Here is a 22,720-nt window from a genome sequence, read left to right as displayed (position 1 = left end):
GAGACCTCAGAACGGCTTGGCGACGACGAGATAGACGATGGCAAGCAGGACCAGCACGGGCAGCTCATTACCGATGCGCAGTGCCTTCGACGAAGGCAGCGCGCCACCGGCGATGCTGCGTTTCAGAGCCCGGCCCGACCAGATGAAGTAGGCGAGCATCACCGCCACCAATGCCAGCTTGGCATGCAGCCAGCCGCCGCTGATGTGGAAGTAAAACCAGAGGATGAGGCCGAACACGAGGGCCATGCCGAACATGCTGTGGCCGAACTTGTACAACCGACGCCCCATCAATTCGAGTCGCGCCTTCACCGCAGGCGGCTCGCCGGTCGCTTCGGCGATGTTCACCAGGATGCGCGGCAGGTAGAACACCGTCGCCATCCAGGCGATGACGAACACGATGTGCAGGGATTTGATCAGTAGATAGGCCACGCACGCCGCTCCATCGGGAAAGCGGTGAGTGTAGCGGGTCGAGACTTGGGTGGCCTGCGGCACAAGAGCCCGGTCTCAGGGCGAACACGAGAATTCCGACCGAGTCATGATGTCGCGCGCGAGGAACGCGGTTGCGTGTCAGTGCCGGGGCATTTACCCAAGCGACAGGCAATAAAAAAGGAGCCCTGAGAGGCTCCTTAATCGGTGTCTTCAAGCCACTTTCCGCACTAGGGAAAAGTGGTGGGCGGTACAAGGATCGAACTTGTGACCCCTACCATGTCAAGGTAGTGCTCTACCGCTGAGCTAACCGCCCGAAGAGCTGCGCAGTTTACCGGCGCCCGGCGGGGTCTGCAAGAGGGCGCGACAGATTTTTTTCCGTGGCGCCCGGTAGCGGCCCTAGCGCAGGGCCCGCTCCCTCAGACGGTGGATCTCGTCGCGGATCTTGCCAGCCTCCTCGAATTCGAGGTTCTGGGCATGCTTGTACATCTTCGTCTCGAGCTTCTTGATCGTCGAGCCGACCTGCTCCGGCGTGAGCGACCCGTAGTCCGCGGCCTCCTCGGCGACCTTTTTCGCCTCCTTGCCGCGCTTGCCCTTGCCACGCGAACCGAAATCGGAACGAGCGCCCTCCATGATGTCGGCGATACGCCGTACCACGGTCGTCGGGGTGATCCCATGGGCCGCGTTGTATTCGATCTGCTTCTCGCGACGGCGCGCCGTTTCTTCCATGGCGATCTTCATCGACCCGGTGATCTCGTCGGCGTAGAGAATGGCCTTGCCGCGGACGTTACGCGCCGCGCGTCCGATGGTCTGGATCAGCGAGCGGTTCGAACGCAGGAAACCCTCCTTGTCCGCATCCAGGATCGCCACGAGTGACACCTCGGGCATGTCCAGGCCTTCGCGCAACAGGTTGATACCTACCAGCACGTCGAATTCGCCCAGCCTGAGGTCGCGGATGATCTCCGTACGCTCGACGGTATCGATGTCCGAATGCAAGTAGCGCACCTTCACATCATGCTCGGAGAGATAGTCGGTGAGGTTCTCCGACATACGCTTGGTCAGGGTCGTCACCAGCACGCGGTCGCCCATGGCGACGCGCAAGCGAATTTCGCCGAGCAGATCGTCCACCTGGGTGCGCACCGGTCGCACCTCGACTTCCGGATCGATCAGGCCGGTGGGACGGACCACCAGCTCGACGACATTGTCGTCGGCCTTCTCCAATTCGTATTTCGCCGGCGTGGCCGATACGTAGATGGCACGCGGTGCACGCCGCTCCCACTCTTCGAAGCGCAGCGGCCGGTTGTCCATCGCCGAGGGAAGACGGAAGCCGAACTCGACCAACGTCTCCTTGCGCGAGCGGTCGCCCTTGTACATGGCGCCGAGCTGCGGCACGGTCACGTGCGATTCGTCGACCACCATCAAGGCATCGGGCGGCAGGTAGTCGAACAGGGTCGGCGGCGGCTCGCCGGGACCGCGTCGCGTCATGTGCCGCGAATAGTTCTCGATGCCCTGGCAGAAACCCACCTCGGCCATCATTTCGAGGTCGAAACGCGTGCGCTGTTCGAGACGCTGCGCTTCCACCAGCTTGTTGTCCCTGTAAAGCTGCTCGAGGCGCTCGGAGAGCTCGACCTTGATCGTCTCCATGGCATTGAGCACGCTCTGTCGCGTGCTCGCATAGTGCGTCTTCGGGTAGACGGTGTAGCGAGGCACCTTGCGCAACACTTCACCTGTGAGGGGGTCGAAAATGGAGAGGTTCTCCACGTCGCCATCGAAGAGTTCGATGCGCAGTGCCTCGGCCTCCGATTCCGCCGGGAAGACGTCCACGATCTCGCCGCGCACCCGGTAAGTACCACGACGCAGCTCCATCTCATTGCGCACGTACTGCAGTTCGGTGAGTTGCTTGATCAGGGCGCGCTGATCGATATGCTCACCGCGCGAGAGGATCAGACGGAGGCTCATGTAGTCCTCCGGATCGCCCAGACCGTAGATGGCCGACACCGTCGCCACGATCAACGAATCGCGCCGGGACAACAAGGCCTTGGTCGCGGCCAGTCGCATCTGCTCGATGTGGTCGTTGATGCTCGAGTCCTTCTCGATGAAGGTGTCCGAGGCGACCACATACGCTTCCGGCTGGTAGTAGTCGTAGTAGCTGACGAAATACTCCACCGCGTTATTCGGGAAGAATTCCTTGAACTCGCCGTAGAGCTGCGCGGCCAGCGTCTTGTTGGGCGCCAGCACGATGGTCGGCTTCTGGATCTTCTCGATCACGTTGGCGATGGTGAACGTCTTGCCGGAGCCGGTCACACCGAGCAGGGTCTGCGCCGCCAGACCGGCGTCGAAGCCCTCGGTAAGCCGTCGAATGGCCTCGGGCTGGTCACCGGAGGGTTGGAACGGGGAGGCGAGCTGGAAGCGATCTGTCATGGCTGACGATATGCTGGCAAGGAGCACGAGTTTAAAGCGCTAACGCCTACGGGATGTGAGGCATTCACCCACAGACCACCGCCTCGGGGCGGAGGCACGATCCAGACTCCGCTTTCGGAGTCCATCATGCCCCGCCCGCCCTGTCGCGGCTTCACCTGGCTCGAGCTCCTCATGGTCCTCGCCATCACGGGCATGCTCGCCGCCACGGCCCTGCCATCCCTTTCGGACGCCATCGCGCGCCATCGGCTTCGCGCGGCGACCACCGCCCTGACGAACAGCCTTCAGCACGCCCGCACGGCCGCCATCGATCGCGGCCAGGGCACCGTCGTCTGCCCCAGCGCAAACGGCCGCGCGTGTTCGGGGCAAACGGACTGGGGGGTAGGCTGGATCAGCCGCGACGGGCGCACCGGCGACATCCTGGCCGTCGAAGACGCACTGGATCCACGGCTGACCGCGGTCGCCATAGGCACCCGCACGGAAATCGCCTTACGTCATGCTGTCGACGACAGACACGCCAAGCCGGGCAACCAGACGCTGGCACTGTGCCTGCGCGGCAAGCCGGCCACCACGATCACGGTCGTTGTTGCGAAGAATGGCCATAGCCACGTTGAACCTGCATCGGCCGACGTCGCACGCACCTGCGCTGCGCGACATTCACGAAATCGTTAAGACCGCTTGACAGCCCCACCCCACATAAAGACAATACGCAGCTCCCCGCCCGAATAGCTCAGCCGGTTAGAGCACTTGACTGTTAATCAGGGGGTCGTTGGTTCGAGTCCAACTTCGGGCGCCAGGTTTTGAAAGGCCGTGCAGTGATGCGCGGCCTTTTTCTTTGTCAGAACGGCACGAGCACCCAGCCGCCGGACACCCGCTCGCGCAGCACTTCGACAGCACGGCCCTTGCCCTTCATGGCCGAGGCGCGCGTCAGTGCGAACTCGATGGCCGTGCCTTCGGTCTGGAACACGTGTTTGGTTGCGCCAGGCAACAACACCGTCCACGTACGAAGATTCATCGACGGATAGAAAACGAACACGCGCAAGGGGCGAACGACACCGTCCATCAGCGACGACGTCGCAGTTCGGCACGGACGTCGGACGACTGCACACCCACACGAAGCACGGCGTCACGCAGGGACGTCTCGGACACACCGAGCACGCGCGTCCAGTAGTTCATATCGGTTCGCAGCTCAAGGTCGATCCTGGTGGCGTCGGCCGGGCCGACGACCTGTTTCTGTGAATCCATGACGTGCCCTCGCTGTCAGTCCACGTGTGACACGTGGCGGGTTACGTCGGTGTTATGGCTATCGTGCGGCCAGACCCGCCACGTTACACCCAACTAACAACTGAAAGCGCATGTTGGACCACCCGGGCTTCGTTTTGCCGGATCCACCCCCGGCTCAGCGGTCGGGGCTCGTCCCGCCTAACTCAGACGATCGTCATGCCCCGAAGAAACCCGTCACACCGTCCGTGGACACGCCGCCGCCGGATCGTTCGTCCGCCGCGTTCATTTCCTATGTCTATTCGCACAATCGCCGCGAGCCCCTTCCGGAGACGCCGCGCAGCACGCCCCTCAAGGGGCCGAAGAAAACCGCAAGCTGATCTTGTCGTGGGGTGATCGCCGTTCTCGGCGATCACCCCACCGTCGGTCACGGCGTCAGCTGTCGATCTGCGTGATCGAGCGAACGCGCCCGTTGACCACTTCGACCTGCACCGACTTGCCCTTCTGGAAGTACTCCAGGCGATAGCCCTCAAGACCACCGTTACGGGACTCGATCGGCGTCTCGCGATCCGGCTTGCCCGCGATTTCGCGGAGACGCCCCTCGCTATCCCCCGTGGTGACAACCTGCGAACCGACGCGAAAGGTGTCGGCGGCGGCGACGCCGCACGATAGGACGGTGGCAAAAAAGGTGGCGGCAATGCGCTTCATACGGAACTCCCTGTCGATGTCTTCGCGCAGGCTAGCTCTGGCGGCGAGCGAAGCCAAGGGCCGGACGGCGGTTCTTGCACGTCCGTTCAGGGTCTGGAGACGTGGGGGTTCCCCGCCACCAGCCAGCGCCAGAGCAGATCCGTTCCCTGACGAATGCCGATGCGGGCCGAGCCGGGCACGTTCTCGGGAGATGGCGTGCCATCGTCGACGATGGCGTAATCCTCGCGTGCGCGCACCAGATCGATACCGTTCTGCTCACCGGTGATGCCCATGGCCTGCGCCAGCCGCGCCGGCCCACTGCATAGCTCACGCTCATGCTTCACTTTCGGCCGCGCTTCGCGCATGCGGTCGATGCCGGCGATGGGCTCGAGCGCCCGGATGAGTACCCCGGAACCCTCGCCTACGTCACCGCAAACGGTGTTGGCGCACCAGTGTATCCCGTAGGTGAAGTAGACATACATGTGGCCCGGCGGGCCGAACATTACCGCGTTGCGTGCCGTCTTGCCGCGGAACGTGTGCGCGGCCGGGTCGATGGCACCGAGATACGCCTCGACTTCGACGATCCGCCCCGCTCGCCCGTCGGCGCAGGCGAGGACCTTGTTGAGCAGGGCCTGGGCAACCTCACGGGCATCACGTCGGTAGAACGATCGCGGCAGGATGTCGCCCGGCCAGCGAGGTCGACGGGGCGCCATCAGGTGTCCAGGGGTTCGCCGTCGGTGTCGGGATCGGGCCCGGGACGTTCGACGGGCTCGTGGTCGTAGGGCGGCGGCGAGGTGCCGGGAGGCGTCTTGTCCGTGTCGGGCACGGGACGATGCGGTCGGGTCATGGCGTCCTCCAGTGGCGTCGGGGCGTGGCCACCCCGACGCCACGAAGTCAGAAGACGCCGAGCAACCAGCAGATCAGGATGATGGCGAGGATAACGCCGATACCACCGCTCGGACCATAACCCCACGAGCGCGAGTAGCCCCAGGTGGGAAGGCCGCCGACGAGGGCGAGGATGAGGATGACGAGCAGGATGGTAACGAGCATGGGTATCTCCGGCAGTGAACTCGGAGTGCATCGTTGCGCAGGGGGTCGTCTAGGACGTGTGATGCGTGGGACGCGCTGAAGCGTTCCGTTCAGAAATTGGAAAGGCGGCGCCGCGCGAAACGCGGCGCCGCTAGGTAGTTTTACGTACGCACGACGTAGCACGGCTCGTAAGCCGTGCCACCGGGAAGCTTCATGCGATGCTGTTCGACGAAGGCCTTCAACAGGTCGTCCAGCGCACGCATGATCTCCGGCTCGCCGTCGATGACGAACGGGCCGAACTGCTCGATGGCGCGCACGCCCTCTTCCTTGACGTTACCGGCAACGATGCCCGAGAACGCACGACGCAGGTCGGCGGCGAGCTCGTGGCGCGGTCGGTCACGATGCAGGGCAAGGCCCGCCATCGCCTCGTGGGTGGGCCGGAACGGCTGCTGGAACGGCAGCGGGATATCCAGCGCCCAGTTGAAGAAAAACGCGTCCTTGTTGTCGAGACGATGGTTACGCACCTTGTCGATGCCCGTGACCATGGCATGCGCCACGGCAGCCGGATCGTCGATGATGATCTTGTAATGCGTGGCAATCTCGTCGCCGAGCGCCAGTCGCAGGAAGCGATCGATCTGCTCGAAATACGAGGCCGAGTTCTTCGGGCCGGTGAAGATCAGCGGGAACGGAATACCCTTGTTTTTCGGCAGCAACAGGATGCCGAGCATGTAGAGGATTTCTTCCGCCGTGCCGACGCCGCCCGGGAACACGATGATGCCGTGACCGAGACGCACGAAGGCCTCGAGACGCTTCTCGATGTCCGGCATGATCACCAGGTTGTTCACGATCGGGTTCGGCGACTCCGCGGCGATGATCCCCGGCTCGGTTACGCCGATGTAACGGTTACCCTTGCGACGCTGCTTGGCGTGGGCGATGGTCGCGCCCTTCATCGGGCCCTTCATCGCACCCGGACCGCAACCCGTGCAGATATCCATGGCACGCAGGCCGAGCTGGTAACCCACCCGCTTGGTGTATTCATATTCGTCGCGCGAGATCGAATGGCCGCCCCAGCAGACCACCAGGTTGGGATCGATCTGCGGACGCAGGATGCGCGAGTTGCGCAGGATCTCGAACACGGCATGCGTGATGCCCACGCTGTCGTCCAGATCGAACGCGCCCGCTTCCAGCTGCGTCGACACGTAGACGATGTCGCGCACGACGGCGACCAGCAGCTCGTTGATACCGCGAATGATGCGGCCATCGACGAAGGCCTGTTCCGGCGCATTCTTCAGCTCGATCTTGATGCCGCGGTCTTCCTGCAGCACCTGGATGTCGAAGTCCGGATACTTCCCGAACATGGTGCCGGGATCGTCCGAAAGGTTGCCCGATGTCAGTACCGCCAGCGCGCAACCGCGCAGCAGCTGGTGCAACCCGGACCCGCTGGCATCGCGCAGGCGCGCGACCTCGTTGCGGGAAAGGATATCGAGGCCGCCGGCCGGCGAAACGCGGGCACTGACCGTCTTGCCGGATACCGGCTCCCCGAACTGATTGGCATTCATGGTGTGACTCGTCCTTCTGACCGCGAATTAGCGGCGAACCCCGCTCCGGATCGGGAGCGGACCGCCTAGGATCACGCGTGGCGGGCGCGGGGGTCAAGAGTGGGGCATCTGCGCATGAAAAAGGCCGGCCCCTTGCGGGGCCGGCCTTGTGTTTCCGCGAAGGGGTGCCTCGCTTAGAACGTGTAGCGAACCGTCAGCATCGCCGACCAGCGCGAAACCGGATTGACCTTGGTTGCACTGTTGTCCGTCGGGGCGTCGTAATAGCCCTTCAGGCCCGGCTGGAAGTTGCCGTTCGCATCGGTCGGCAGCTGGTAGATGTACTTGCCGGTGGACGGGTCCACACCGCCAAACGCTGCGAGGTTACGGGTATACGGGAAGCCCACGTAGTACTGCTCGCCCCACGACTTCTTCAGGACATTCAGGAAGTTGTAGACGTCCAGGCGAATCTCGCCCTTGTTGCCCTTGAAGATGCCCGGAATTTCCTGGCTCAGGCTCAGGTCGATCTGGTTGACCCAGGCCGACTGCGCGCCGTTGCGCCTGGCGATCTTGCCCTGGTTTTTACGCAGGTAGTCGTCGCTCTGGATGAAGTTGTAGAACTGGTCCTGCAACGCCTGGGATGCGACACCGCCGGTAGCGTTGCGCAGGATCACGTCGCCCTTGTTCGGGATGTACGCAAGGTCCTTCGAGTAGCTGTCGCCATTGGCATCGTTCGAGAAGATCCAGCTGTACGGCACGCCGTCATGGCCGTCGTAGAACGCGCTGATGGTGGTGGCGTAGTCGCCGAAGAAGTTGTGCTGCCACGTCAGCGAAGCATTGAGGCGCTTGCCGATGTTCGTGTTGGACGTGGAGGCCTTGTCTTCGTTCGGGTTGGTCCAGGCACTGTTGGAGAAGTTCGACGTCGCCTGGCTCGAGGTGCCCGGATTGACTTCGGTCGAGTGACCGCCGGTCGCCGCGATGCTCCACGACCAACCATTGGCCATCGGCTTGGTGAACGACAGCGTCACCGAGTCGGCACCGCCCTTGCTGGTGTTGGTCAGGTAAGTCACACCCTGGGCAAAGCGACCATCGGCACGAGCACGGGTATTGGCCGTGGCGTTGTTGTTACCGGTCGGATTCGCTCCGCAGGCGAAGCCCGTCGGGCCACCCAGCGGTGAGGCACCACCAATGCATCCCGAGTAAGTGTACCGGCCGTCCGGCAGCAGGCCGGTGGGAGCACCAATGTTCAGGTTCTGATAGAGGATGCCATCGCGCACGTCGAGGTGCTGGTACTCGATGCTGGCGATGATGCCGTCCCACGGCAATTCGCGGTCAAACGCGATCGAGGACTTCCAGACGCTCGGCAGCTGGAAGTTCTTGTCGACCGTGTCGACAGCCATCTGCGGCACGGTACCCGGGCCGCTCGTGTTCTGGGCGAGCGGGTTCGAGTTGAACTGCGGACATGCGACGTTCTGCGTACCGAGCTTGCAGATATTGCCCGTAGGGGTCGTGCGATCGTAGGAGTACGTGACGATGTTGATACCGTTGTTCTGGTACGGGTTCGTCATCCACACGGTCGGCGGATCGGACTGGAAAAGGCCAACGCCACCGCGCAGCTGGGTCTTGTACTCGCTGTCGAAGGTGTAGTTGAACGACATGCGCGGCTCGACCAGCTGGCTGCCGTTGATCGTGTTGGCGTTGCTGAAGCCGAACTTCTGCTGGAACGTCGCGTTGTAGAGCGGCTTGTCGTCGGTGAGGTACTTATTCACCCGGAAACCGGCCTGCACGGACAAGTTATCGTTGACCTGCCACGTATCCTGCAGGAAGAACGTGTGGCGACGCAGCTCCCACTGGGCGGCGATATCGTTGAGGCTATAGCCCGGCGCAGGCTGGTACAACGCATAGTTCGTGTACAGGCCCTTCTGGAAGTTATCGATGCCGTTGAACGTATAGGCACCGAATTCCGTACGGCCGAACAGGTTATAGATGCGATTGCGCTCCCACTCCACGCCACCCTTGATGGTGTGGTCTCCGAGGTACAGCGTGCCGACCCAGAGCGCGTTCAGCGACTTCACCGAGGCCGAGTTGTAATGGCTGAACTGGTCTTCGCCGAGGTTGATCACCGGACCGGTGGTCACCAGGCCGTTGTTCACGCGCAGGGTGATCTGCGGCTGCTGGTTCGTCACCGAACGATCGAGCTGGTAATCGCTGTAGCCGATCTTGGTTTCCGACGAGAACACGTCGCTCCAGTCATCGAAGCCCTGCAGCGTGTAGTTCTTGATGTTGGTGTTGACGTTGTACCAGTAGCTGGACAGGCCGATCGACGACGTGCCGTTACCCTGCGGGTTCGGCTTGCCTTCCTTCGTCTGCGAGTAAGCGAAGTTGGCACGGTGACCGTCGGTGATGTTCCAGTCGATCTTGCCGATGTAGCGCTTGTCTTCCAGCGTGCCGGCATTGGCGCCCGTCGTACCCGGCACGAGGCCGAGACCGTTCGCGGCGGCAATCGCGCGATTCAGGTCGTTGGTCGACACCTTGTTCGTTGTCGAGTTGACCAGCGAGGCGTCGAGGCCGTTGACGGCACCCGAGCTGAGGCCTGTGACGTCTTCCTTTTCGTAACCGACGAAGAAGAACAGCTTGTCCTTGATGATCGGGCCACCGAAGGTCGCACCGGCCGTCCAGTTGCGATCGAACTCGGTGTAGTCGCGGTTCTGGTTGAGCCAGCCCGCCTTGCCGACCATGTCGTTCGCGTTCTTGTACGCGTAATAGACCGAGCCGTGGAAATCGTTCGTGCCCGACTTGGTGACCGCGTTGATTTCCGCACCGATGGTGTCGGAGGTGACGTCGTAGTTGGCGGTCGAGATGCTGAACTGGTCGATCGTGTCGAGCGATACCGGCGAGCCAACCGTCGGCATGCCCGTCGAGTTCAGGCCGAACGGGTCGCCCACGCCCAGGCCGTCGACCTTGATGCTGTTCGCGCGGGTGTTCTGGCCGTTGGCCGAGATCGCGCCGGTGCCGTGATCGACATTCACGCGTGGATCGCGGCGCGCGATATCACCGATATTGCGGCTCGGCGTCGGAACGGTCTTCAGCTCGCGCTGCGAGATGTTGGTGGCGAGACCCTTGTTCTCGGAGTTGAACTGGCCGGCGACGGCGGACACGGTGACGCCGGTCAGTGCGGTCGCGTCGGCGACGTTAGCGCCACCCACGGTCAAGTTAACGGCGGTGTCGGCGCCAAGCGAGAGATACACGTTGTCCTGCTTCGCCGACGGCGTGCCGTCCTTGGTCGCAGTCACGTCGAACGGGCCGCCGACGCGCAGACCCTGAGCCGAGTAACGGCCGCTAGCGTCGGTGGTGGCGACCTTGGTCGTGCCTGAAGGCTCATGCACGATCTGCACGGTGGCGTTAGCTACCGGCTGGCCGGCGGCATCGAGAACACGGCCGCTGATCGTAGAGGACGTTTCCTGCGCAAAGGCAGGTGCCGCGAGCAGCGATGCGATCGCGAGCGGCAGAAGTTTGGCGCGGATACGACTATTCATCTAATGGTCTGCCCTGTGACTTGCAACGAAAATTCGGCCGAACGAAAGGCCACCTGGCCGCAAGGCCGGGTTGACACAGTCGTTGAGCTTTCCCCAATTTTTTGATGTCGGCCGGTGTGATCCGGGTCACGTAACGCGCCGGGACGGCGACACTTGTTAAGCGAACTTTAACGGGATTCTATGACAGATTCGTAACATTTTCACGTAACATTGATAAATACCACTTTTTCCTAGAGGTGCGCCCTTCCCGCGCACCTCTATGAATTTTAAGCGTTTTTACCGAGATACCGGGATCGCTTCGCAGGTTTCAGGGAAGCCAGATCCAACATTACGAGGCCGTCTACGCATCCGGAGAAGTCCGGATCCTCGCCAAACGCAAGAAATTGGACGCCCGAAGGCTCGACCAGATCGACGTATTGACGGTAGAGCACCGGCAGCGAGACGCCGAGGGCGTCGAGGCGGTGTTTGAGCTTGCCCAGGCCGGCCGCCGGATCGAGACCGGCCAACTCGGCACGGATCGCCTCGCTGGTGGCACCAGGCACGACGAAGGGAATACGCGCAGCCGCAAGGCCTTCAACGCCAAAGAAATGTTGGTGCGCGACCGTGATCCACTCGCGCGCTTCACGCGGCATGCTGACCGACATGCTCACCGGTCCGAACACGTAGTGCAGGTCCGGATGCCGCTGCAGATAGAGGCCGATGCCCTGCCACAGATGGTCGAGCGCCCGTGAGCGCCAGTAGGCCGGTGCGACGAAACTACGACCCGCTTCGAGACCTTGCGACAGGCGCGATTCGAGCGCGGGGGAGTAATCGAAAAGACTTGAGGTGTAGAGCGACGACAGACCGCGCTCGGCAATCAGACGGCCGCCGTGACCGAAGCGGTACGAACCGACGATGCGCAGGGCCTTCGGGTCCCACAGCACCAGATGCTCGTAGTACGGGTCGTAGGCATCGAGGTCACGGCGCTTGCCGGTACCCTCGCCCACCCGGCGAAACGTAAGTTCACGCAGGCGGCCGATCTCACGCAAGGCAGCACTATCTTGCGACCCCTGCAAGAGCAGGATGCGCTTGCCGTCCGGCAGATCCGCAAGAAATTCAGCCTTGTCCAGTTCGGCGACCACTCGCTCGATCGGCTCCGGATGCGCCAGCGGCGTCTGTCCGCCGAACACGAGATCGCGGCCACGACCCACGCGGTACACATGGCGACGCATGAGCTTGGCGGCCTGCTCGGGCGAACCACCGCTGAGCTTCTTGAGCTCCTCGGCGTCGACGAGCTTGCCGATGCGGAAACCGACGCGTTGCTTGCCCGAGGTCGCTTCACGCGGAAGCATCGCGGTGCTGAGTGGTTTGGCCAGCATGGACACGCCGTAGAACATGGCCGAATTGCGCGCGGCGATATGCACGGGCAACACGGGCACGCCCGTACGCATGGCGATGCGGGCGAATCCGTCGGACCACTTGCTGTCGCGCACGCCGGTCGCGCCCATGCGGGACACTTCGCCGGCCGGGAAGATCACCAGGACTTCGCCTGCCTCGATGCTGCGGAAAATACCGCGCATCTTCGAGGCACCACCCTTGCCAAAAACGTCCACCGGCAACAGCAGCGGACCCAGTTGCGGCACGGCCGCGAGGACATCGTTACCGAGGATGCGCACGTCGCGCCGCACCGTACCGATCATCTGCAGCAGGGCGATCGCGTCGACCATGCCGAGTGGATGATTGGCGACGACGAGCAGCGGTCCCTCGACGGGAATGTTCTCGCGCTCGCGCTCGGTGATGCGACAGCTGACGCCGAGATAGTCCAGCGTGCGTTCGCAGAAGTCGAAACCCAGCGCCGAACCGGCATGGTCGAGTGTCTTGTTGAAACGTGTCTCGTGGGCCAGCTTTTCCAGCATGCCGACAAGGGGCTTGCGGAGAAGGGGGTGCTGGTCCAGCCAGGGAATGCGCTCGGCCAGGGTCTGATCGATGCTCAGCATGACTTGGGCTCCCAATGATGGGGCAGAGTCGTGTTTTTCATACCTTCGAACGTCCTCAGTGCCCCTTGAGGGGCTACGACATGCCCAAAGGTAGACGGCGCCTACCCCCGGACATGCTCGCGGGGAATTATGACAGCAACCCTACTGCCTCGTATGTTCATACGGCAATGTGCAGGTAGGCGGAGAGTCCGGTCAGGAACATCTGGACCGACAAGGCGATCAGCAGCATGCCCATCAGGCGCTCGAGTGCCGTGAGAACACTTTCGCCCAGCCATTTGAACAGGAAGGTCGAGCTGAGCAGGATGACCGCGGTTGCCAGCCAGGCCAGGAACAGGGCGATGCCCCACTCCGCCGTGCGGCCGGGCTGCGAGTTGGTCAGCAGCAGCAAGGCCGCCATGGCCGACGGGCCGGCTACACCAGGGATGGCCATGGGCACGATGAAGGGCTCGCCCTCCCCCTGCTTGCCGAACACGCCGCCCTCGACGGGCGGAAACACCATGCGGATGCCGATCAGGAACAGCACGATACCGCCGCCGATGCTGACGGACTCCTGGCGCAACTGCAGCACCTTGAGGATGTACTGGCCGCCGAGCAGGAAGCCGATGAGCACGGCAAGGGCGATCAGCAACTCGCGCACCATCACCTTGCGGCGGCGCTGTGGCGGCACGTCCTTGAGCAGGGCGAGGAACAACGGGATGTTGCCCAACGGATCCATGATCAGGAACAGCAGGATGCCCGCGGACAACGTCGTCATCTGCGCTTCCATGAAAAACTCCTTTGCGGCGCGCCCCTATGGCCAGGGCGGCGCGGTACGTCAGTGGGTGTTGCGAATATCGAGTACGGCACCGCGCGCATCCGCGCCGGCACCGGAGAGCAGGTAAACGATGGCTTCGGCCGAGGCTGTCGGCAGCGGCCGTTCCAGCGTGTTCTCGCCGTAATAGGCCGCACGGCGCAGCGCTGTCCGCATGGGCGCGGGAAGCAAGGCATGCACGCGCATGCTGCCCTTGCCGTTTTCCGCATGCAGCACGGCAGCCATGCGCTCGACCGCCGCCTTGGAGACGCCGTAGCCGCCCCAGTGTGCGCGCGAGACAAGATCGGCATCGTCGAACACGAAGACGACCGCGCTGTCGTCGGCCTTCGTCAGCAGGGGCATGCAGGCCTGCGTCAGTGCGAAGGGCGCGGAGACATTCACCTGCATCGCGCGCAGCCAGTCGTCCGGCTTGTGCATGGCGATGGGCGTCAACTCGTTGAAATGCGCGGCGGCATGAACGACGCCATCGAGCCGACCGAATTCTTTTTCGAGACCGTCGGCGAGCGCGGCGTAATCGTTCGGCGTGGCGCTTTCCAGGTCCAGCGGATGGATGACCGGTTCGGCACCGCCGAGCGCGACCACCTCGTCATAGAGCTTTTCCAGCGAGCGAACCTTGCGGCCGGTGATGACCACGGTCGCACCCGCGCGCGCAACGGCTTTTGCCGTCTCGCCGCCCAGGCCTCCTGTCGCACCGGTGACGACGATCACGCGACCGGCCAGCGAGCCCGGTGCCGGCGCCCAGCCTTCGGGCAGCCCCACGGACGACCATGCACTCACGATTCGGCTCCGGCGACTTCCACCGCCATGCGCTTGAGTTCGCCCGCGGCGTGGAGGTCTTCGACGATGTCGCAGCCGCCAATGAATTCTCCCAGCAGGAACAACTGCGGGAAGGTCGGCCAGTTGGAATAATGCGGCAGGCCCGCGCGCACGCGTGGATCCGCCAATACGTTGACCGAGAAGAAGTTCGCACCTGCCGCCTCGAGCGCCTTCACGGCGCGATCGGAGAAGCCACAGGTAGGGAATTCCGGCGTGCCTTTCATGAAAAGCACGATGGGGTGCGCCGCTACGATGGCCTTGATCTCGTCTACGACGTCCATAGGTCGGGTTTCATCATTAGAATGCTGATAGTTGCGTAGTGTAGCAGTGCCGCGCCCCGCGCCCTGCCCTGTCCCTTTTCCCCCAGCCAACGCTAAGGAGTCCCGCACATGGCGATCGAACTTCCCCCGCTTCCCTACGAGAAGAACGCCCTGGAGCCGCACATCTCCGCCGAAACCCTCGAGTTTCATTACGGTAAGCACCACCAGACCTACGTCACGAACCTCAATAACCTGATCAAGGGAACGGAGTTCGAGGGCAAGGATCTGGTCGATATCGTGAAGGCCTCGTCCGGCGGCATCTTCAACAACGCCGCCCAGGTCTGGAACCACACGTTCTACTGGAACTCGATGCGCGCCCCCGGCGGTGCCGAGCCGCCGGCCAAGCTTGCCGACGCCCTGACCAAGGCCTTTGGCGGCGTGGACAAGTTCAAGGAAGAGTTCGCCAAGAGCGCGGCCGGCAACTTCGGTTCGGGCTGGACCTGGCTGGTGCAGCGCCCGGACGGCTCCCTGGCTATCGTCAACACCTCCAACGCCGCCACCCCGATCACCGGCAGCGACAAGCCGCTGTTCACCGCGGACGTGTGGGAACACGCCTACTACATCGACTACCGCAACGCCCGCCCGAAGTACCTGGAAGCGTTCTGGAACCTGGTCAACTGGGACTTTGCGGCGAAGAACCTCGCCTGATTTTCCTCAGGTAGAAAGCAAAAAGGCCGGGTCTCGCGACCCGGCCTTTTTTGGTTCTTGTGGGAGCCGATTCATCGGCGATCGGGTGCTTGCGGCACCTTGGCCCGCTGCCGCGGGATCGCCGATGAATCGGCTCCTACCAGAGCGCGTTGCTATCCGAGCAGGTCGACGGCCGGGGCTACCTGCTCGTCGCGGCCCAGGGCGGCACCGGCGGCGGCGAGCTTCGTCCGCAGGCTGCCGGCATCCGGGGCGCAGAGGGTGGCGTGGCCGACCTTGCGGCCGGGGCGCGCTTCCTTGCCGTAGTCGTGCCAATGGCCGTCGGCAACCATCAGGACCGGGGTCGGATCGGGCATGTCGCCGATCCAGTTGAGCATGGCGCTGGCACCGCGCACGCCGGTATCGCCCAGCGGCAGGCCGAGGACGGCCCGCACGTGGTTCTCGAACTGGCTGGTGTGGGCGCCTTCGATGGTCCAGTGCCCCGAGTTGTGGACGCGAGGCGCCATCTCGTTACCCAGCAACTCGGCGCCACAGACAAACAGTTCCAGGGCGAAGACACCGACGTAGTCGAGCGTTTCGGCGATGGTGCGGGCGTGGCTGATCGCGGCCTGCTCCAGCGCATCCGAGGTACCGGGAGCCGGCGCCAGGCTGAGAGAAAGCACGCCATCGACGTGCCAGTTACGGGTCAGCGGCCAGGTGCGGAACGCACCATCGCGACCACGCACGGCCACGACCGACAGCTCACGGTCGAACGGCACGAAGGCCTCCAGGATCAGCCCCACCGACGCGGCGGCCTCGCCCAGGGCGGCCCAGGCGGCGTCGATGTCGTCAGCCGTTTTCAGGCGGAACTGGCCCTTGCCGTCGTAACCGAGGCGGCGGGTCTTGAGGATGGCCGGGGCGCCGATGCGCGCTACGGCGCGAACCAGGTCGTCGCGGTTGTCGACCGGTTCGAAATCCGGGGTATTCAGGCCGGAGGCCCGGAACAGGGTCTTTTCGGCGAGGCGATCCTGGGCGACCGACAGCGCGCCCGGGTTCGGGAACACGTTGGTGAGGCCGGCCAGGCGCTCGGCAGTGGCGGCAGGTACGTTCTCGAAATCGAACGTGACCACGTCCACGCGAGCAGCGAAGGCTTCCAGCGCCTCATCGTCGTTCCAGTCCGCGACGACCAGCTCACTGACCTGCCCGGCGCAGGCGTCAGCCGAGCCATCGACCACGAGGGTACGCACACCCAGGGGAGCGGCGGCGAGCGAAAGCATGCGGGCGAGCTGACCGCCGCCGAGGATGCCGACCGTGGGCAGCTTGCGGGTCACGAGCGCGGATCCGGCGAGCGGGGATCGGGATTGTCGAGGACGGTACGGGTCTGCTCGGCGCGGAACGCATCCAGGGCAGCGGCGACCGCGGTGTCGTGCAGGGCGAGTACCGAGGCGGCGAGCAGGGCCGCGTTGGTCGCGCCAGCGCGGCCGATGGCCAGGGTGCCGACGGGGATGCCGGCCGGCATCTGGGCGATCGACAGCAGGGAGTCCATGCCGTTGAGGGCCTTGGATTGCACCGGCACGCCGAACACGGGCAGTGCCGTCTTGGCGGCGATCATGCCGGGAAGATGGGCGGCGCCACCGGCGCCCGCGATGATGACCTGGATGCCACGACCACGGGCGCCATCGGCGTAGTCGAACAGGAGGTCCGGCGTACGGTGGGCCGAGACCACGCGAACCTCGTGCACGATGCCCATGCGGGTCAGCGTGGTCGAGGCGTGCTCCATCGTTTCCCAGTCCGAACGCGAGCCCATCACCACGCCAACGCGCGGTGCGTTCGCCTCGTTCACCTCGTTGGAAGTCATGGCCGGAGCACCCAAAAGTCGCTATTGTAAGTGCATTCCCGATCTACATACAGGTTGGCCCTTCGCGGCCGCTCCCATGGACAAGCGTCTTATCGACATCCTCTGCTGCCCCGTCAGCAAGCGACCGCTGCGCCCGCTCACGGCGACCGAGCGCGACAACCTCAATGGCGCCATCCGTGCCGGCAGCCTCGAGACCGTCGCGGGCGAAAAAATCGCCGAGCCGATCACCGAAGGTCTCATCACCACCGACGGCAAGCTGGTCTATCGCGTGGAAGACGGCATCCCCGTCATGCTGCCCGAGGCCGGCATCGGCACGACCCAGCTGCAGGGCTTTACGACAGAATCCGGCCTCGCGCAAAATCCGTGACGCGAGTCACACTTTAAAGCATCCGTTCCCGCACAATGGCCCCTCGGGCGGGGGCCAGTAAGAATCCAGAGAAGCGTGATGACCAACGCGAGCGAGCCGTCCAACGTTGTCGACCTGAGTCAGCGCCTCGACCCGCGCAGCGAGCGCGTGGGCGCGCTTCTGGTCACGGTTCGTGGCCTTGCCACCAAGCGCCTCCATGCGCTGGCGACGAACATGTTCGAGAACATCGATGACGCCCTGTTCGACCTCGCCGAAAAGGCGGAGAACAACGCCGCGCAGACCCAGTTCTTCGATGGCATGCGCGAGGTCCGCAAGAAGCGCGCGATCGTCGAGCGGACCTTCCTCGGCCAGGTCGCCCGCGATCTGGCCGATTTTTCAGCCGGCCGCACCCGTGCTCCGAACGCCGACGGCGCCGCCCGCCCGCTCGCCAACATCGAGCTGAGCCTGGTCGGCGAGAACGAGCTGGAAGAGTCGCTCGCCATCACCAGCATGATCGGCAAGAACGAGCAGCGCCTCGCGCGCGCACTCTTCGCCGTCAACCAGCGCCTGTCCGTGATCTGCGGCGGCACCAAGATGGACGACGCCTCCAACCCGGTCGGCCCCGCCGCCCTGGCCGCGGCGTTCCGTCAGGCCATGCGCGAGCTCCTGGTGGAAGTCCGCGTCAAGCTGATCATCTACAAGCTGTTCGATCGCTACGTGCTCGCCGGCATCGACGAGCTCTACGACGATATCAATAACGAACTGGCCGCCGCCGGCGTACTCCCGCAGCTGCGCCATGAGATTTCCACCCGTCGCAGCGATGCGCCGGCACCGATCGGCCCGGGCACCACGGCGGTCGCACCGCCACAGGCCGCCGCCAGCGCACCGGTGACCGATGTCGCCGCGGCCGAGTTCATGCAGTCCCTGCATGCCCTGTTTTCGGCGCGGCGCGACAGCGCCTCCATGGTCATGGGCGCGGCAACCTCGGCGCCCATGCCCACCGGCCCGCTGCCCAGCGCGGCCGAGTTGCTCGGCGCCCTGACCCTGTTGCAGAGCCAGATCGCCAGCCTGCCGTCGCACGCGACGCCGTTGGTCAGCCAGGCCGACGTCACGCGTGACGTCGCTCACCTGAAGGAGCAGCTGCTCGCGCAGATCGGCCAGCTCCGAGGCCAGCAGACGTCGCATGTGTCCGGTGTCGACGAAGACACGATCGACCTGGTGGGCATGCTCTTCGAGTTCATCCTCGAGGACCATAACCTCCCGGCCGAGATGCAGGTGCTGCTCGCACGCCTGCAGATTCCCTATCTCAAGGTCGCCCTGCTCGATCGCCGCATGTTCGCGCACAAGTCGCATCCGGCGCGCCAGTTGCTCGATGCCCTCGCCGATGCCGCCAAGGGCTGGTCGGCGGAAGCCGATCGCGATGGCCGCCTGTTCGACAAGGTCAAGTCGATCGTCGAGCGCCTGCTGCACGACTTCGACGACGACGTGGTCATCTTCACGCGTCTGGCCAGCGAACTGCAGGAATTCCTCGACGTCAGCCGCAAGCGTGCCGAACTGGCCGAGCAGCGCGTCGCCGAATCCACCCGCGGTCGCGAGAAACTGGAACAGGCGCGTCGCCGCGCGGCGTCGGAAATCGTCACCCGCATCGGCGGTGCCGCACTGCCGCCGCTGATCTACGGCGTGCTTACCCGCGCCTGGGCGAACTACATCGTGCTCACCCTGCTCCGCCAGGGCGACGAATCCCCCGAGTTCCGCGAGTCGCTGCGTTTCATCGACGACTTCATTGCCAGCGCCCGCCCGGTATACGACCTCAACGGTCGTCGCGACCTGCGTTCGCTGCTACCCGGCATCGAACGCTCCCTACGCCGCGGCCTCGCCTCGGTGGCCTTCCAGGAGGGCGACACCGAGCAGTTGCTCGGCCAGCTGCATGCTTTCTATCGCCAGCAGCTCGGCGAATCGACGCCCGAGACGGAGTCGGGCACCCTCGTCGCCAGCGTCATGCCGCTGCCCGAATCCATCCAGGCGATCGAAGAGCCCACGCTCGAACCGGAGCCGGATGACGAGACCGAAGCCCTGATGGACGAAGCCTTCGACGAGCGCAACCTCGCCCAGGCACGCGAGCTCAAGGTCGGCCAATGGCTCGAGTTCACGTCCGAGGACGGCACGACGGATCGCGCCAAGCTGTCCTGGGTCAGCCCGATCAGCGGCCGCTTCCTGTTCGTCAATCGTCGCGGCCTCAAGGTCGCCGATCACAGCCTTGCTGGCCTTGCCCAAGCCTTTGCCAACGGCACGGCTCGCCTGCTCGACTCCTCGCTGCTGTTCGACCGTGCGATGGACGCGATCGTCGAACGCCTGCGCCAGCCTGAAGCCACGCCCTCGGCGTGACTCCCCAGGAACGGAAGGCCGCGCTAAGGTAGCGGCCTTCCTTCATGGACAGCCCGACACGATGAGCTCTCCCGATACGCGACACCTGGTCGACGCCCTGCCGCCGGCCAGCGAGATCCTGGCCGATGTGCAGCGCGCCTTTGCCGAAGACATCGGCCCGGGCGACGCGACCGCCGACCTGCTCGATCCCGGCGCCACCGCCACCGCCGTCCTCACCTGCCGCGAAGACGCCGTGCTCTGCGGCGCGGCCTGGTTCGAAACCGCCTTCCGCCAGCTCGATCCCGATGTACGCATCGAATGGCTCGTCCACGATGGCGACCGCATGCGCGCCGGCTCGACCGTCTGCCGTCTCGCCGGCAAGGCGCGCGCGCTGGTCACCGCGGAGCGCTCGGCGCTCAATTTCCTCCAGCTCCTCTCCGCCACGGCGACGGTGACCGCGCGCTACGCCGATGCCATCGCGGGGACGCGGACTCGCGTCCTGGACACGCGCAAGACCCTTCCTGGCCTGCGGCGCGCGCAGAAGTACGCCGTGCTCTGCGGCGGCGGCACGAACCACCGCATCGGCCTGTTCGACGCGATGATGCTGAAGGAAAACCACATCATTGCCGCGGGCGGCATTCCCGCTGCGGTCGCGGCGGCGCGGCGGATCCATCCGGCGCTACCCCTCATCGTCGAGGTGGAAACGCTGGACGAACTGGCGCAGGTCCTGGACGCCGGCGCCGACCGGGCGCTGCTGGACAATTTCACGCCGGCGATGCTGACCGAAGCCGTGGCCTTCACCGCCGGCCGGATGCCGCTCGAAGTCTCCGGCAATGTCGAGATCGACACGATCCGGGCGATTGCCCAGACCGGCGTGGATTTCATTTCCAGCGGGGCGTTGACGAAGAACGTGCGGGCGATCGATCTTTCGCTTCGGTTGGATGTGAAGCACGACGGTAGCTGAGTGTCTTGCTTCGCGGGGAATCGCCGATGAATCGGCTCCTACATGGGGATGAGGGGACTTGTGGTCCTGCCGACGCGGCCACACACTGACCCTATGGCTTCCTTCTCCGATCTGTTCTGGCTCATGGCCCTGGCTGCTGGCATCGCCAGCTGGTATCGGTTGACGCGCGCCCGTGAGGTGGCGGTTCGCGCGGCGGCCTCGCTGACCAAGCGCCACGGCCTCCAGTTACTGGACCAGAGCGTGGGTCTGCGCTCCATCCGCCTGCAGGGCGTCGATGGCGTGCGGCGACTCGAGCGTTGCTACGTATTCGAAGTCAGCGAAGACGGCCAGTCGCGGGAATCGGCACGACTGTGGATGGCCGGGAACGACGTGGTGAGTTTTTCGCTCCCGATGAGCGATTCGCCGGCCCTGGAAACCGTCGTGGCGACCGATTCGATCGTGCACGGCGCGAACGTGATTTCGCTGGCCGATCGGCGGCGCTTGCACTGAATGGTCGAGCCGGCTTTGTGTGGGAGCCGGCTATGCCGGCGATGGGGCTTGCAGCTACTCCGCTTCGTTGGCTTTTCGCCGCTGAAGCGGCTCCCACATTGTCTGATCGCCGATGAATCGGCTCCTACAACAGCTCAAAAAAAACCGCCTTACGGCGGTTTTTTTATTTGACGACGCGGAGGTGCGGGGCACCACGTTTGGGGCGATCGTCGTCACCGCCGGCGGACGGCGCGGGGGCTTCGGCCTCGTCGGCGGCTTCGACACCGTCGGTGGGCAGGGTTTCGTTTTCGTCGGCCGGGAACATCATGCCCTGGCCGTTTTCCTGCGCGTACAGCGCAAGGACGGCGTGCATCGGAATGACGATGGACTGGCTCACGCCGGAGAAACGCGCCTGGAAGGCAATGCGATCGTTACCCAGGTCGAGGTGCGCGACGGCACGCATGGCCAGGTTGAGCACGACCTGGCCGTTCTTCACGACATGGGCCGGCACCTTCACGCCGGGCTGCGCCGCGTCCACGAGTACGTACGGGGTCAGGCCGTTGTCGCTGATCCAGTCGTAGATGGCGCGCAGCAGATAAGGGCGATTGGAGGTCATGCCCGAGCTTTCGTTCGTATCCATGTGCACAGTTTACGGGATACGCGGTAACGAGGCTAACCGGGCGCGAAATTGAAGTCCGGGCGCATGTTGCGCTCTTCGGGCGTGAGACTGCGGGCGAAGCCCTGGCTGTGGAACAGGCGCTCGCCGTAGTCGACGACCGGCTTGCCCTCGTTGCCAAGATTCACGCCCAGGTACGACAGGCGCCAGACCACAGGGGCGACCAGGCAATCGATCAGGCTCATTTCCGGATTCAGGAAGAACCGCGAGGCCCGGAACAGCGGCACCGCTTGTAGCAGGTGCTCGCGCAAGCGGCGACGGGCGCCGTCGGCGGTCTTGCCGCCCTCCCCGATCGCGTCGATCTCGGGCAGCCAATCGTTTTCGATCCGCCAGGTCGCCAGGCGCAGGCGCGCCCGGGACAGCGGGTCGATCGGCATCAGGGGGGGGTGCGGGTAGCGCTCGTCGAGGTACTCGACGACGATCATCGGGTCGTAGACGGTCAGGTCGCGATCGACCAGGGTCGGCAGCGTGCCGTAGGGATTCAGCTCGAGCAGGTCCGGGGTGGGCTGGTCCGACTTCAGGATGATCCGATCGTACGCCACGCCCTTGGCCGCCAGCACCAACCGCGTGCGGTGGCAGTGGATGTCGTCGGCGCTGGTGTACAGCGTCAAAGCCGTTCGCGAACGAGCATTCTGGACCATGCGT

General features: G+C 64.4%; 24 protein-coding genes and 2 tRNA genes. 7 read left to right on the top strand and 19 right to left on the bottom strand.

Annotation, left to right across the window (positions count from 1 at the left end; genetic code table 11):
* Positions 1–6: 6 nt before the first annotated feature.
* The 3 genes from BJI69_RS13325 to uvrB all read right to left on the bottom strand — a co-directional run bounded on the left by BJI69_RS13325 (position 7) and on the right by uvrB (position 2,847).
* Positions 7–378, bottom strand: coding sequence for a CopD family protein (locus BJI69_RS13325; protein ID WP_244465214.1), 372 nt, complete (start codon positions 376–378; stop codon positions 7–9).
* A 289-nt stretch (positions 379–667) separates the two neighbouring features.
* A tRNA-Val gene (locus BJI69_RS13320) sits at positions 668–742 on the bottom strand.
* Between the two features lie 83 nt (positions 743–825).
* Entirely contained in the window at positions 826–2,847 is a 2,022-nt protein-coding gene (gene uvrB, locus BJI69_RS13315; protein WP_046966432.1) for an excinuclease ABC subunit UvrB, read from the bottom strand.
* 126 nt (positions 2,848–2,973) lie between these two features.
* On the opposite strand from uvrB, the gene BJI69_RS13310 reads away from it, so the two are divergent.
* Both BJI69_RS13310 and BJI69_RS13305 read left to right on the top strand, forming a co-directional pair.
* Positions 2,974–3,516, top strand: a complete 543-nt coding sequence (locus BJI69_RS13310) for a pilus assembly FimT family protein (protein WP_052767045.1) — start codon at positions 2,974–2,976, stop codon at positions 3,514–3,516.
* 47 nt (positions 3,517–3,563) lie between these two features.
* Positions 3,564–3,640 (top strand) — tRNA-Asn (locus tag BJI69_RS13305).
* Positions 3,641–3,682: 42 nt separating this feature from the next.
* Here the strand turns inward: BJI69_RS13305 and BJI69_RS13300 are convergent.
* From BJI69_RS13300 to grxD, 12 genes are all read right to left on the bottom strand, one after another.
* Positions 3,683–3,907 carry a hypothetical protein gene (locus BJI69_RS13300; protein ID WP_046966431.1) on the bottom strand — a complete coding sequence of 75 codons (225 nt, stop codon included), beginning with the start codon at positions 3,905–3,907 and terminating at the stop codon, positions 3,683–3,685.
* Complete coding sequence (locus BJI69_RS13295; RefSeq protein WP_046966430.1) at positions 3,907–4,089, bottom strand: DUF3606 domain-containing protein; 183 nt, start codon at positions 4,087–4,089, stop codon at positions 3,907–3,909. The genes BJI69_RS13300 and BJI69_RS13295 overlap by 1 nt, the downstream gene beginning before the upstream one ends.
* A gap of 411 nt (positions 4,090–4,500) precedes the next feature.
* Entirely contained in the window at positions 4,501–4,773 is a 273-nt protein-coding gene (locus BJI69_RS13290) for a hypothetical protein (protein ID WP_046966429.1), read from the bottom strand.
* A gap of 86 nt (positions 4,774–4,859) precedes the next feature.
* Positions 4,860–5,465 (bottom strand): DNA-3-methyladenine glycosylase, encoded by a 606-nt coding sequence (locus BJI69_RS13285; RefSeq protein ID WP_046966428.1) that lies wholly within the window; start codon positions 5,463–5,465, stop codon positions 4,860–4,862.
* Complete coding sequence (locus BJI69_RS23045) at positions 5,465–5,599, bottom strand: hypothetical protein (protein WP_280136184.1); 135 nt, start codon at positions 5,597–5,599, stop codon at positions 5,465–5,467. Before BJI69_RS23045 ends, BJI69_RS13285 begins: the two co-directional genes overlap by 1 nt.
* Positions 5,600–5,646: 47 nt before the next feature.
* The gene (locus BJI69_RS13280; protein WP_071924962.1) at positions 5,647–5,802 is read right to left on the bottom strand and encodes a DUF3309 family protein; all 156 of its coding nucleotides are present in this window, start codon (positions 5,800–5,802) and stop codon (positions 5,647–5,649) included.
* 140 nt (positions 5,803–5,942) lie between these two features.
* Positions 5,943–7,340: a nucleotide 5'-monophosphate nucleosidase PpnN gene (gene ppnN, locus BJI69_RS13275; protein WP_046966427.1), complete on the bottom strand. Its 1,398-nt coding sequence runs from the start codon at positions 7,338–7,340 to the stop codon at positions 5,943–5,945.
* Positions 7,341–7,513: 173 nt separating this feature from the next.
* A complete protein-coding gene (locus tag BJI69_RS13270; RefSeq protein ID WP_046966426.1) occupies positions 7,514–10,852 on the bottom strand; it encodes a TonB-dependent receptor in 3,339 nt (1,112 codons plus the stop codon).
* A 266-nt stretch (positions 10,853–11,118) separates the two neighbouring features.
* On the bottom strand, positions 11,119–12,828 hold the full coding sequence (gene olsF / locus BJI69_RS13265) for a bifunctional ornithine lipid synthase OlsF (RefSeq protein WP_046966425.1): 1,710 nt from the start codon (positions 12,826–12,828) through the stop codon (positions 11,119–11,121).
* A gap of 157 nt (positions 12,829–12,985) precedes the next feature.
* Complete coding sequence (locus BJI69_RS13260) at positions 12,986–13,582, bottom strand: YhgN family NAAT transporter (RefSeq protein ID WP_046966471.1); 597 nt, start codon at positions 13,580–13,582, stop codon at positions 12,986–12,988.
* A gap of 60 nt (positions 13,583–13,642) precedes the next feature.
* Positions 13,643–14,416: an SDR family NAD(P)-dependent oxidoreductase gene (locus BJI69_RS13255; protein ID WP_244465209.1), complete on the bottom strand. Its 774-nt coding sequence runs from the start codon at positions 14,414–14,416 to the stop codon at positions 13,643–13,645.
* A complete protein-coding gene (grxD, locus tag BJI69_RS13250) occupies positions 14,413–14,736 on the bottom strand; it encodes a Grx4 family monothiol glutaredoxin (RefSeq protein ID WP_046966424.1) in 324 nt (107 codons plus the stop codon). The genes BJI69_RS13255 and grxD overlap by 4 nt, the downstream gene beginning before the upstream one ends.
* Before the next feature lie 108 nt (positions 14,737–14,844).
* On the opposite strand from grxD, the gene BJI69_RS13245 reads away from it, so the two are divergent.
* Entirely contained in the window at positions 14,845–15,423 is a 579-nt protein-coding gene (locus BJI69_RS13245) for a superoxide dismutase (protein WP_046966423.1), read from the top strand.
* A gap of 152 nt (positions 15,424–15,575) precedes the next feature.
* On the opposite strand, the gene BJI69_RS13240 is transcribed toward BJI69_RS13245, so the two are convergent.
* Both BJI69_RS13240 and purE read right to left on the bottom strand, forming a co-directional pair.
* The gene (locus BJI69_RS13240; protein WP_046966469.1) at positions 15,576–16,676 is read right to left on the bottom strand and encodes a 5-(carboxyamino)imidazole ribonucleotide synthase; all 1,101 of its coding nucleotides are present in this window, start codon (positions 16,674–16,676) and stop codon (positions 15,576–15,578) included.
* 50 nt (positions 16,677–16,726) lie between these two features.
* Positions 16,727–17,257, bottom strand: a complete 531-nt coding sequence (gene purE, locus BJI69_RS13235) for a 5-(carboxyamino)imidazole ribonucleotide mutase (RefSeq protein WP_046966422.1) — start codon at positions 17,255–17,257, stop codon at positions 16,727–16,729.
* A 76-nt stretch (positions 17,258–17,333) separates the two neighbouring features.
* Here purE and BJI69_RS13230 point away from each other — a divergent pair, with 76 nt between their 5' ends.
* The 4 genes from BJI69_RS13230 (at position 17,334) to BJI69_RS13215 (ending at position 21,420) form a co-directional block, all read left to right on the top strand.
* On the top strand, positions 17,334–17,624 hold the full coding sequence (locus BJI69_RS13230; protein WP_046966421.1) for a Trm112 family protein: 291 nt from the start codon (positions 17,334–17,336) through the stop codon (positions 17,622–17,624).
* 78 nt (positions 17,625–17,702) lie between these two features.
* Positions 17,703–19,988, top strand: coding sequence for a DUF1631 domain-containing protein (locus BJI69_RS13225; RefSeq protein ID WP_046966420.1), 2,286 nt, complete (start codon positions 17,703–17,705; stop codon positions 19,986–19,988).
* Positions 19,989–20,049: 61 nt separating this feature from the next.
* Positions 20,050–20,931, top strand: a complete 882-nt coding sequence (nadC, locus tag BJI69_RS13220) for a carboxylating nicotinate-nucleotide diphosphorylase (RefSeq protein ID WP_046966419.1) — start codon at positions 20,050–20,052, stop codon at positions 20,929–20,931.
* Positions 20,932–21,024: 93 nt separating this feature from the next.
* The gene (locus BJI69_RS13215; protein ID WP_046981822.1) at positions 21,025–21,420 is read left to right on the top strand and encodes a DUF3301 domain-containing protein; all 396 of its coding nucleotides are present in this window, start codon (positions 21,025–21,027) and stop codon (positions 21,418–21,420) included.
* 163 nt (positions 21,421–21,583) lie between these two features.
* Here the strand turns inward: BJI69_RS13215 and BJI69_RS13210 are convergent, their stop codons facing one another.
* On the bottom strand, positions 21,584–22,015 hold the full coding sequence (locus tag BJI69_RS13210; protein WP_078023178.1) for a ClpXP protease specificity-enhancing factor: 432 nt from the start codon (positions 22,013–22,015) through the stop codon (positions 21,584–21,586).
* A 56-nt stretch (positions 22,016–22,071) separates the two neighbouring features.
* Positions 22,072–22,716 (bottom strand): glutathione S-transferase N-terminal domain-containing protein, encoded by a 645-nt coding sequence (locus BJI69_RS13205; protein WP_046966418.1) that lies wholly within the window; start codon positions 22,714–22,716, stop codon positions 22,072–22,074.
* Positions 22,717–22,720 lie beyond the last annotated feature (4 nt).

It is taken from the genome of Luteibacter rhizovicinus DSM 16549 (assembly GCF_001887595.1).
Classification (GTDB): Bacteria; Pseudomonadota; Gammaproteobacteria; order Xanthomonadales; family Rhodanobacteraceae; genus Luteibacter; species Luteibacter rhizovicinus.
This window is presented reverse-complemented; position numbering and strand designations above follow the sequence as displayed.

What these genes read in the sequence shown, in the direction of transcription:
- BJI69_RS13285 (WP_046966428.1), bottom strand. Translation starts at nt 5,465, where the DNA reads ATGGCGCCCCGTCGACCTCGCTGGCCGGGCGACATCCTGCCGCGATCG.
- BJI69_RS13210 (WP_078023178.1), bottom strand. Translation starts at nt 22,015, where the DNA reads ATGACCTCCAATCGCCCTTATCTGCTGCGCGCCATCTACGACTGGATC.
- grxD (WP_046966424.1), bottom strand. Translation starts at nt 14,736, where the DNA reads ATGGACGTCGTAGACGAGATCAAGGCCATCGTAGCGGCGCACCCCATC.
- BJI69_RS13230 (WP_046966421.1), top strand. Translation starts at nt 17,334, where the DNA reads ATGGACAAGCGTCTTATCGACATCCTCTGCTGCCCCGTCAGCAAGCGA.
- BJI69_RS13245 (WP_046966423.1), top strand. Translation starts at nt 14,845, where the DNA reads ATGGCGATCGAACTTCCCCCGCTTCCCTACGAGAAGAACGCCCTGGAG.
- BJI69_RS13225 (WP_046966420.1), top strand. Translation starts at nt 17,703, where the DNA reads ATGACCAACGCGAGCGAGCCGTCCAACGTTGTCGACCTGAGTCAGCGC.
- BJI69_RS13260 (WP_046966471.1), bottom strand. Translation starts at nt 13,582, where the DNA reads ATGACGACGTTGTCCGCGGGCATCCTGCTGTTCCTGATCATGGATCCG.
- nadC (WP_046966419.1), top strand. Translation starts at nt 20,050, where the DNA reads ATGAGCTCTCCCGATACGCGACACCTGGTCGACGCCCTGCCGCCGGCC.
- BJI69_RS13300 (WP_046966431.1), bottom strand. Translation starts at nt 3,907, where the DNA reads ATGGACGGTGTCGTTCGCCCCTTGCGCGTGTTCGTTTTCTATCCGTCG.
- olsF (WP_046966425.1), bottom strand. Translation starts at nt 12,828, where the DNA reads ATGCTGAGCATCGATCAGACCCTGGCCGAGCGCATTCCCTGGCTGGAC.
- BJI69_RS13270 (WP_046966426.1), bottom strand. Translation starts at nt 10,852, where the DNA reads ATGAATAGTCGTATCCGCGCCAAACTTCTGCCGCTCGCGATCGCATCG.
- BJI69_RS13240 (WP_046966469.1), bottom strand. Translation starts at nt 16,676, where the DNA reads ATGCTTTCGCTCGCCGCCGCTCCCCTGGGTGTGCGTACCCTCGTGGTC.
- BJI69_RS13280 (WP_071924962.1), bottom strand. Translation starts at nt 5,802, where the DNA reads ATGCTCGTTACCATCCTGCTCGTCATCCTCATCCTCGCCCTCGTCGGC.
- BJI69_RS13215 (WP_046981822.1), top strand. Translation starts at nt 21,025, where the DNA reads ATGGCTTCCTTCTCCGATCTGTTCTGGCTCATGGCCCTGGCTGCTGGC.
- BJI69_RS13290 (WP_046966429.1), bottom strand. Translation starts at nt 4,773, where the DNA reads ATGAAGCGCATTGCCGCCACCTTTTTTGCCACCGTCCTATCGTGCGGC.
- BJI69_RS23045 (WP_280136184.1), bottom strand. Translation starts at nt 5,599, where the DNA reads ATGACCCGACCGCATCGTCCCGTGCCCGACACGGACAAGACGCCTCCC.
- BJI69_RS13310 (WP_052767045.1), top strand. Translation starts at nt 2,974, where the DNA reads ATGCCCCGCCCGCCCTGTCGCGGCTTCACCTGGCTCGAGCTCCTCATG.
- BJI69_RS13205 (WP_046966418.1), bottom strand. Translation starts at nt 22,716, where the DNA reads ATGGTCCAGAATGCTCGTTCGCGAACGGCTTTGACGCTGTACACCAGC.
- BJI69_RS13295 (WP_046966430.1), bottom strand. Translation starts at nt 4,089, where the DNA reads ATGGATTCACAGAAACAGGTCGTCGGCCCGGCCGACGCCACCAGGATC.
- ppnN (WP_046966427.1), bottom strand. Translation starts at nt 7,340, where the DNA reads ATGAATGCCAATCAGTTCGGGGAGCCGGTATCCGGCAAGACGGTCAGT.
- purE (WP_046966422.1), bottom strand. Translation starts at nt 17,257, where the DNA reads ATGACTTCCAACGAGGTGAACGAGGCGAACGCACCGCGCGTTGGCGTG.
- BJI69_RS13325 (WP_244465214.1), bottom strand. Translation starts at nt 378, where the DNA reads ATGGCGACGGTGTTCTACCTGCCGCGCATCCTGGTGAACATCGCCGAA.
- uvrB (WP_046966432.1), bottom strand. Translation starts at nt 2,847, where the DNA reads ATGACAGATCGCTTCCAGCTCGCCTCCCCGTTCCAACCCTCCGGTGAC.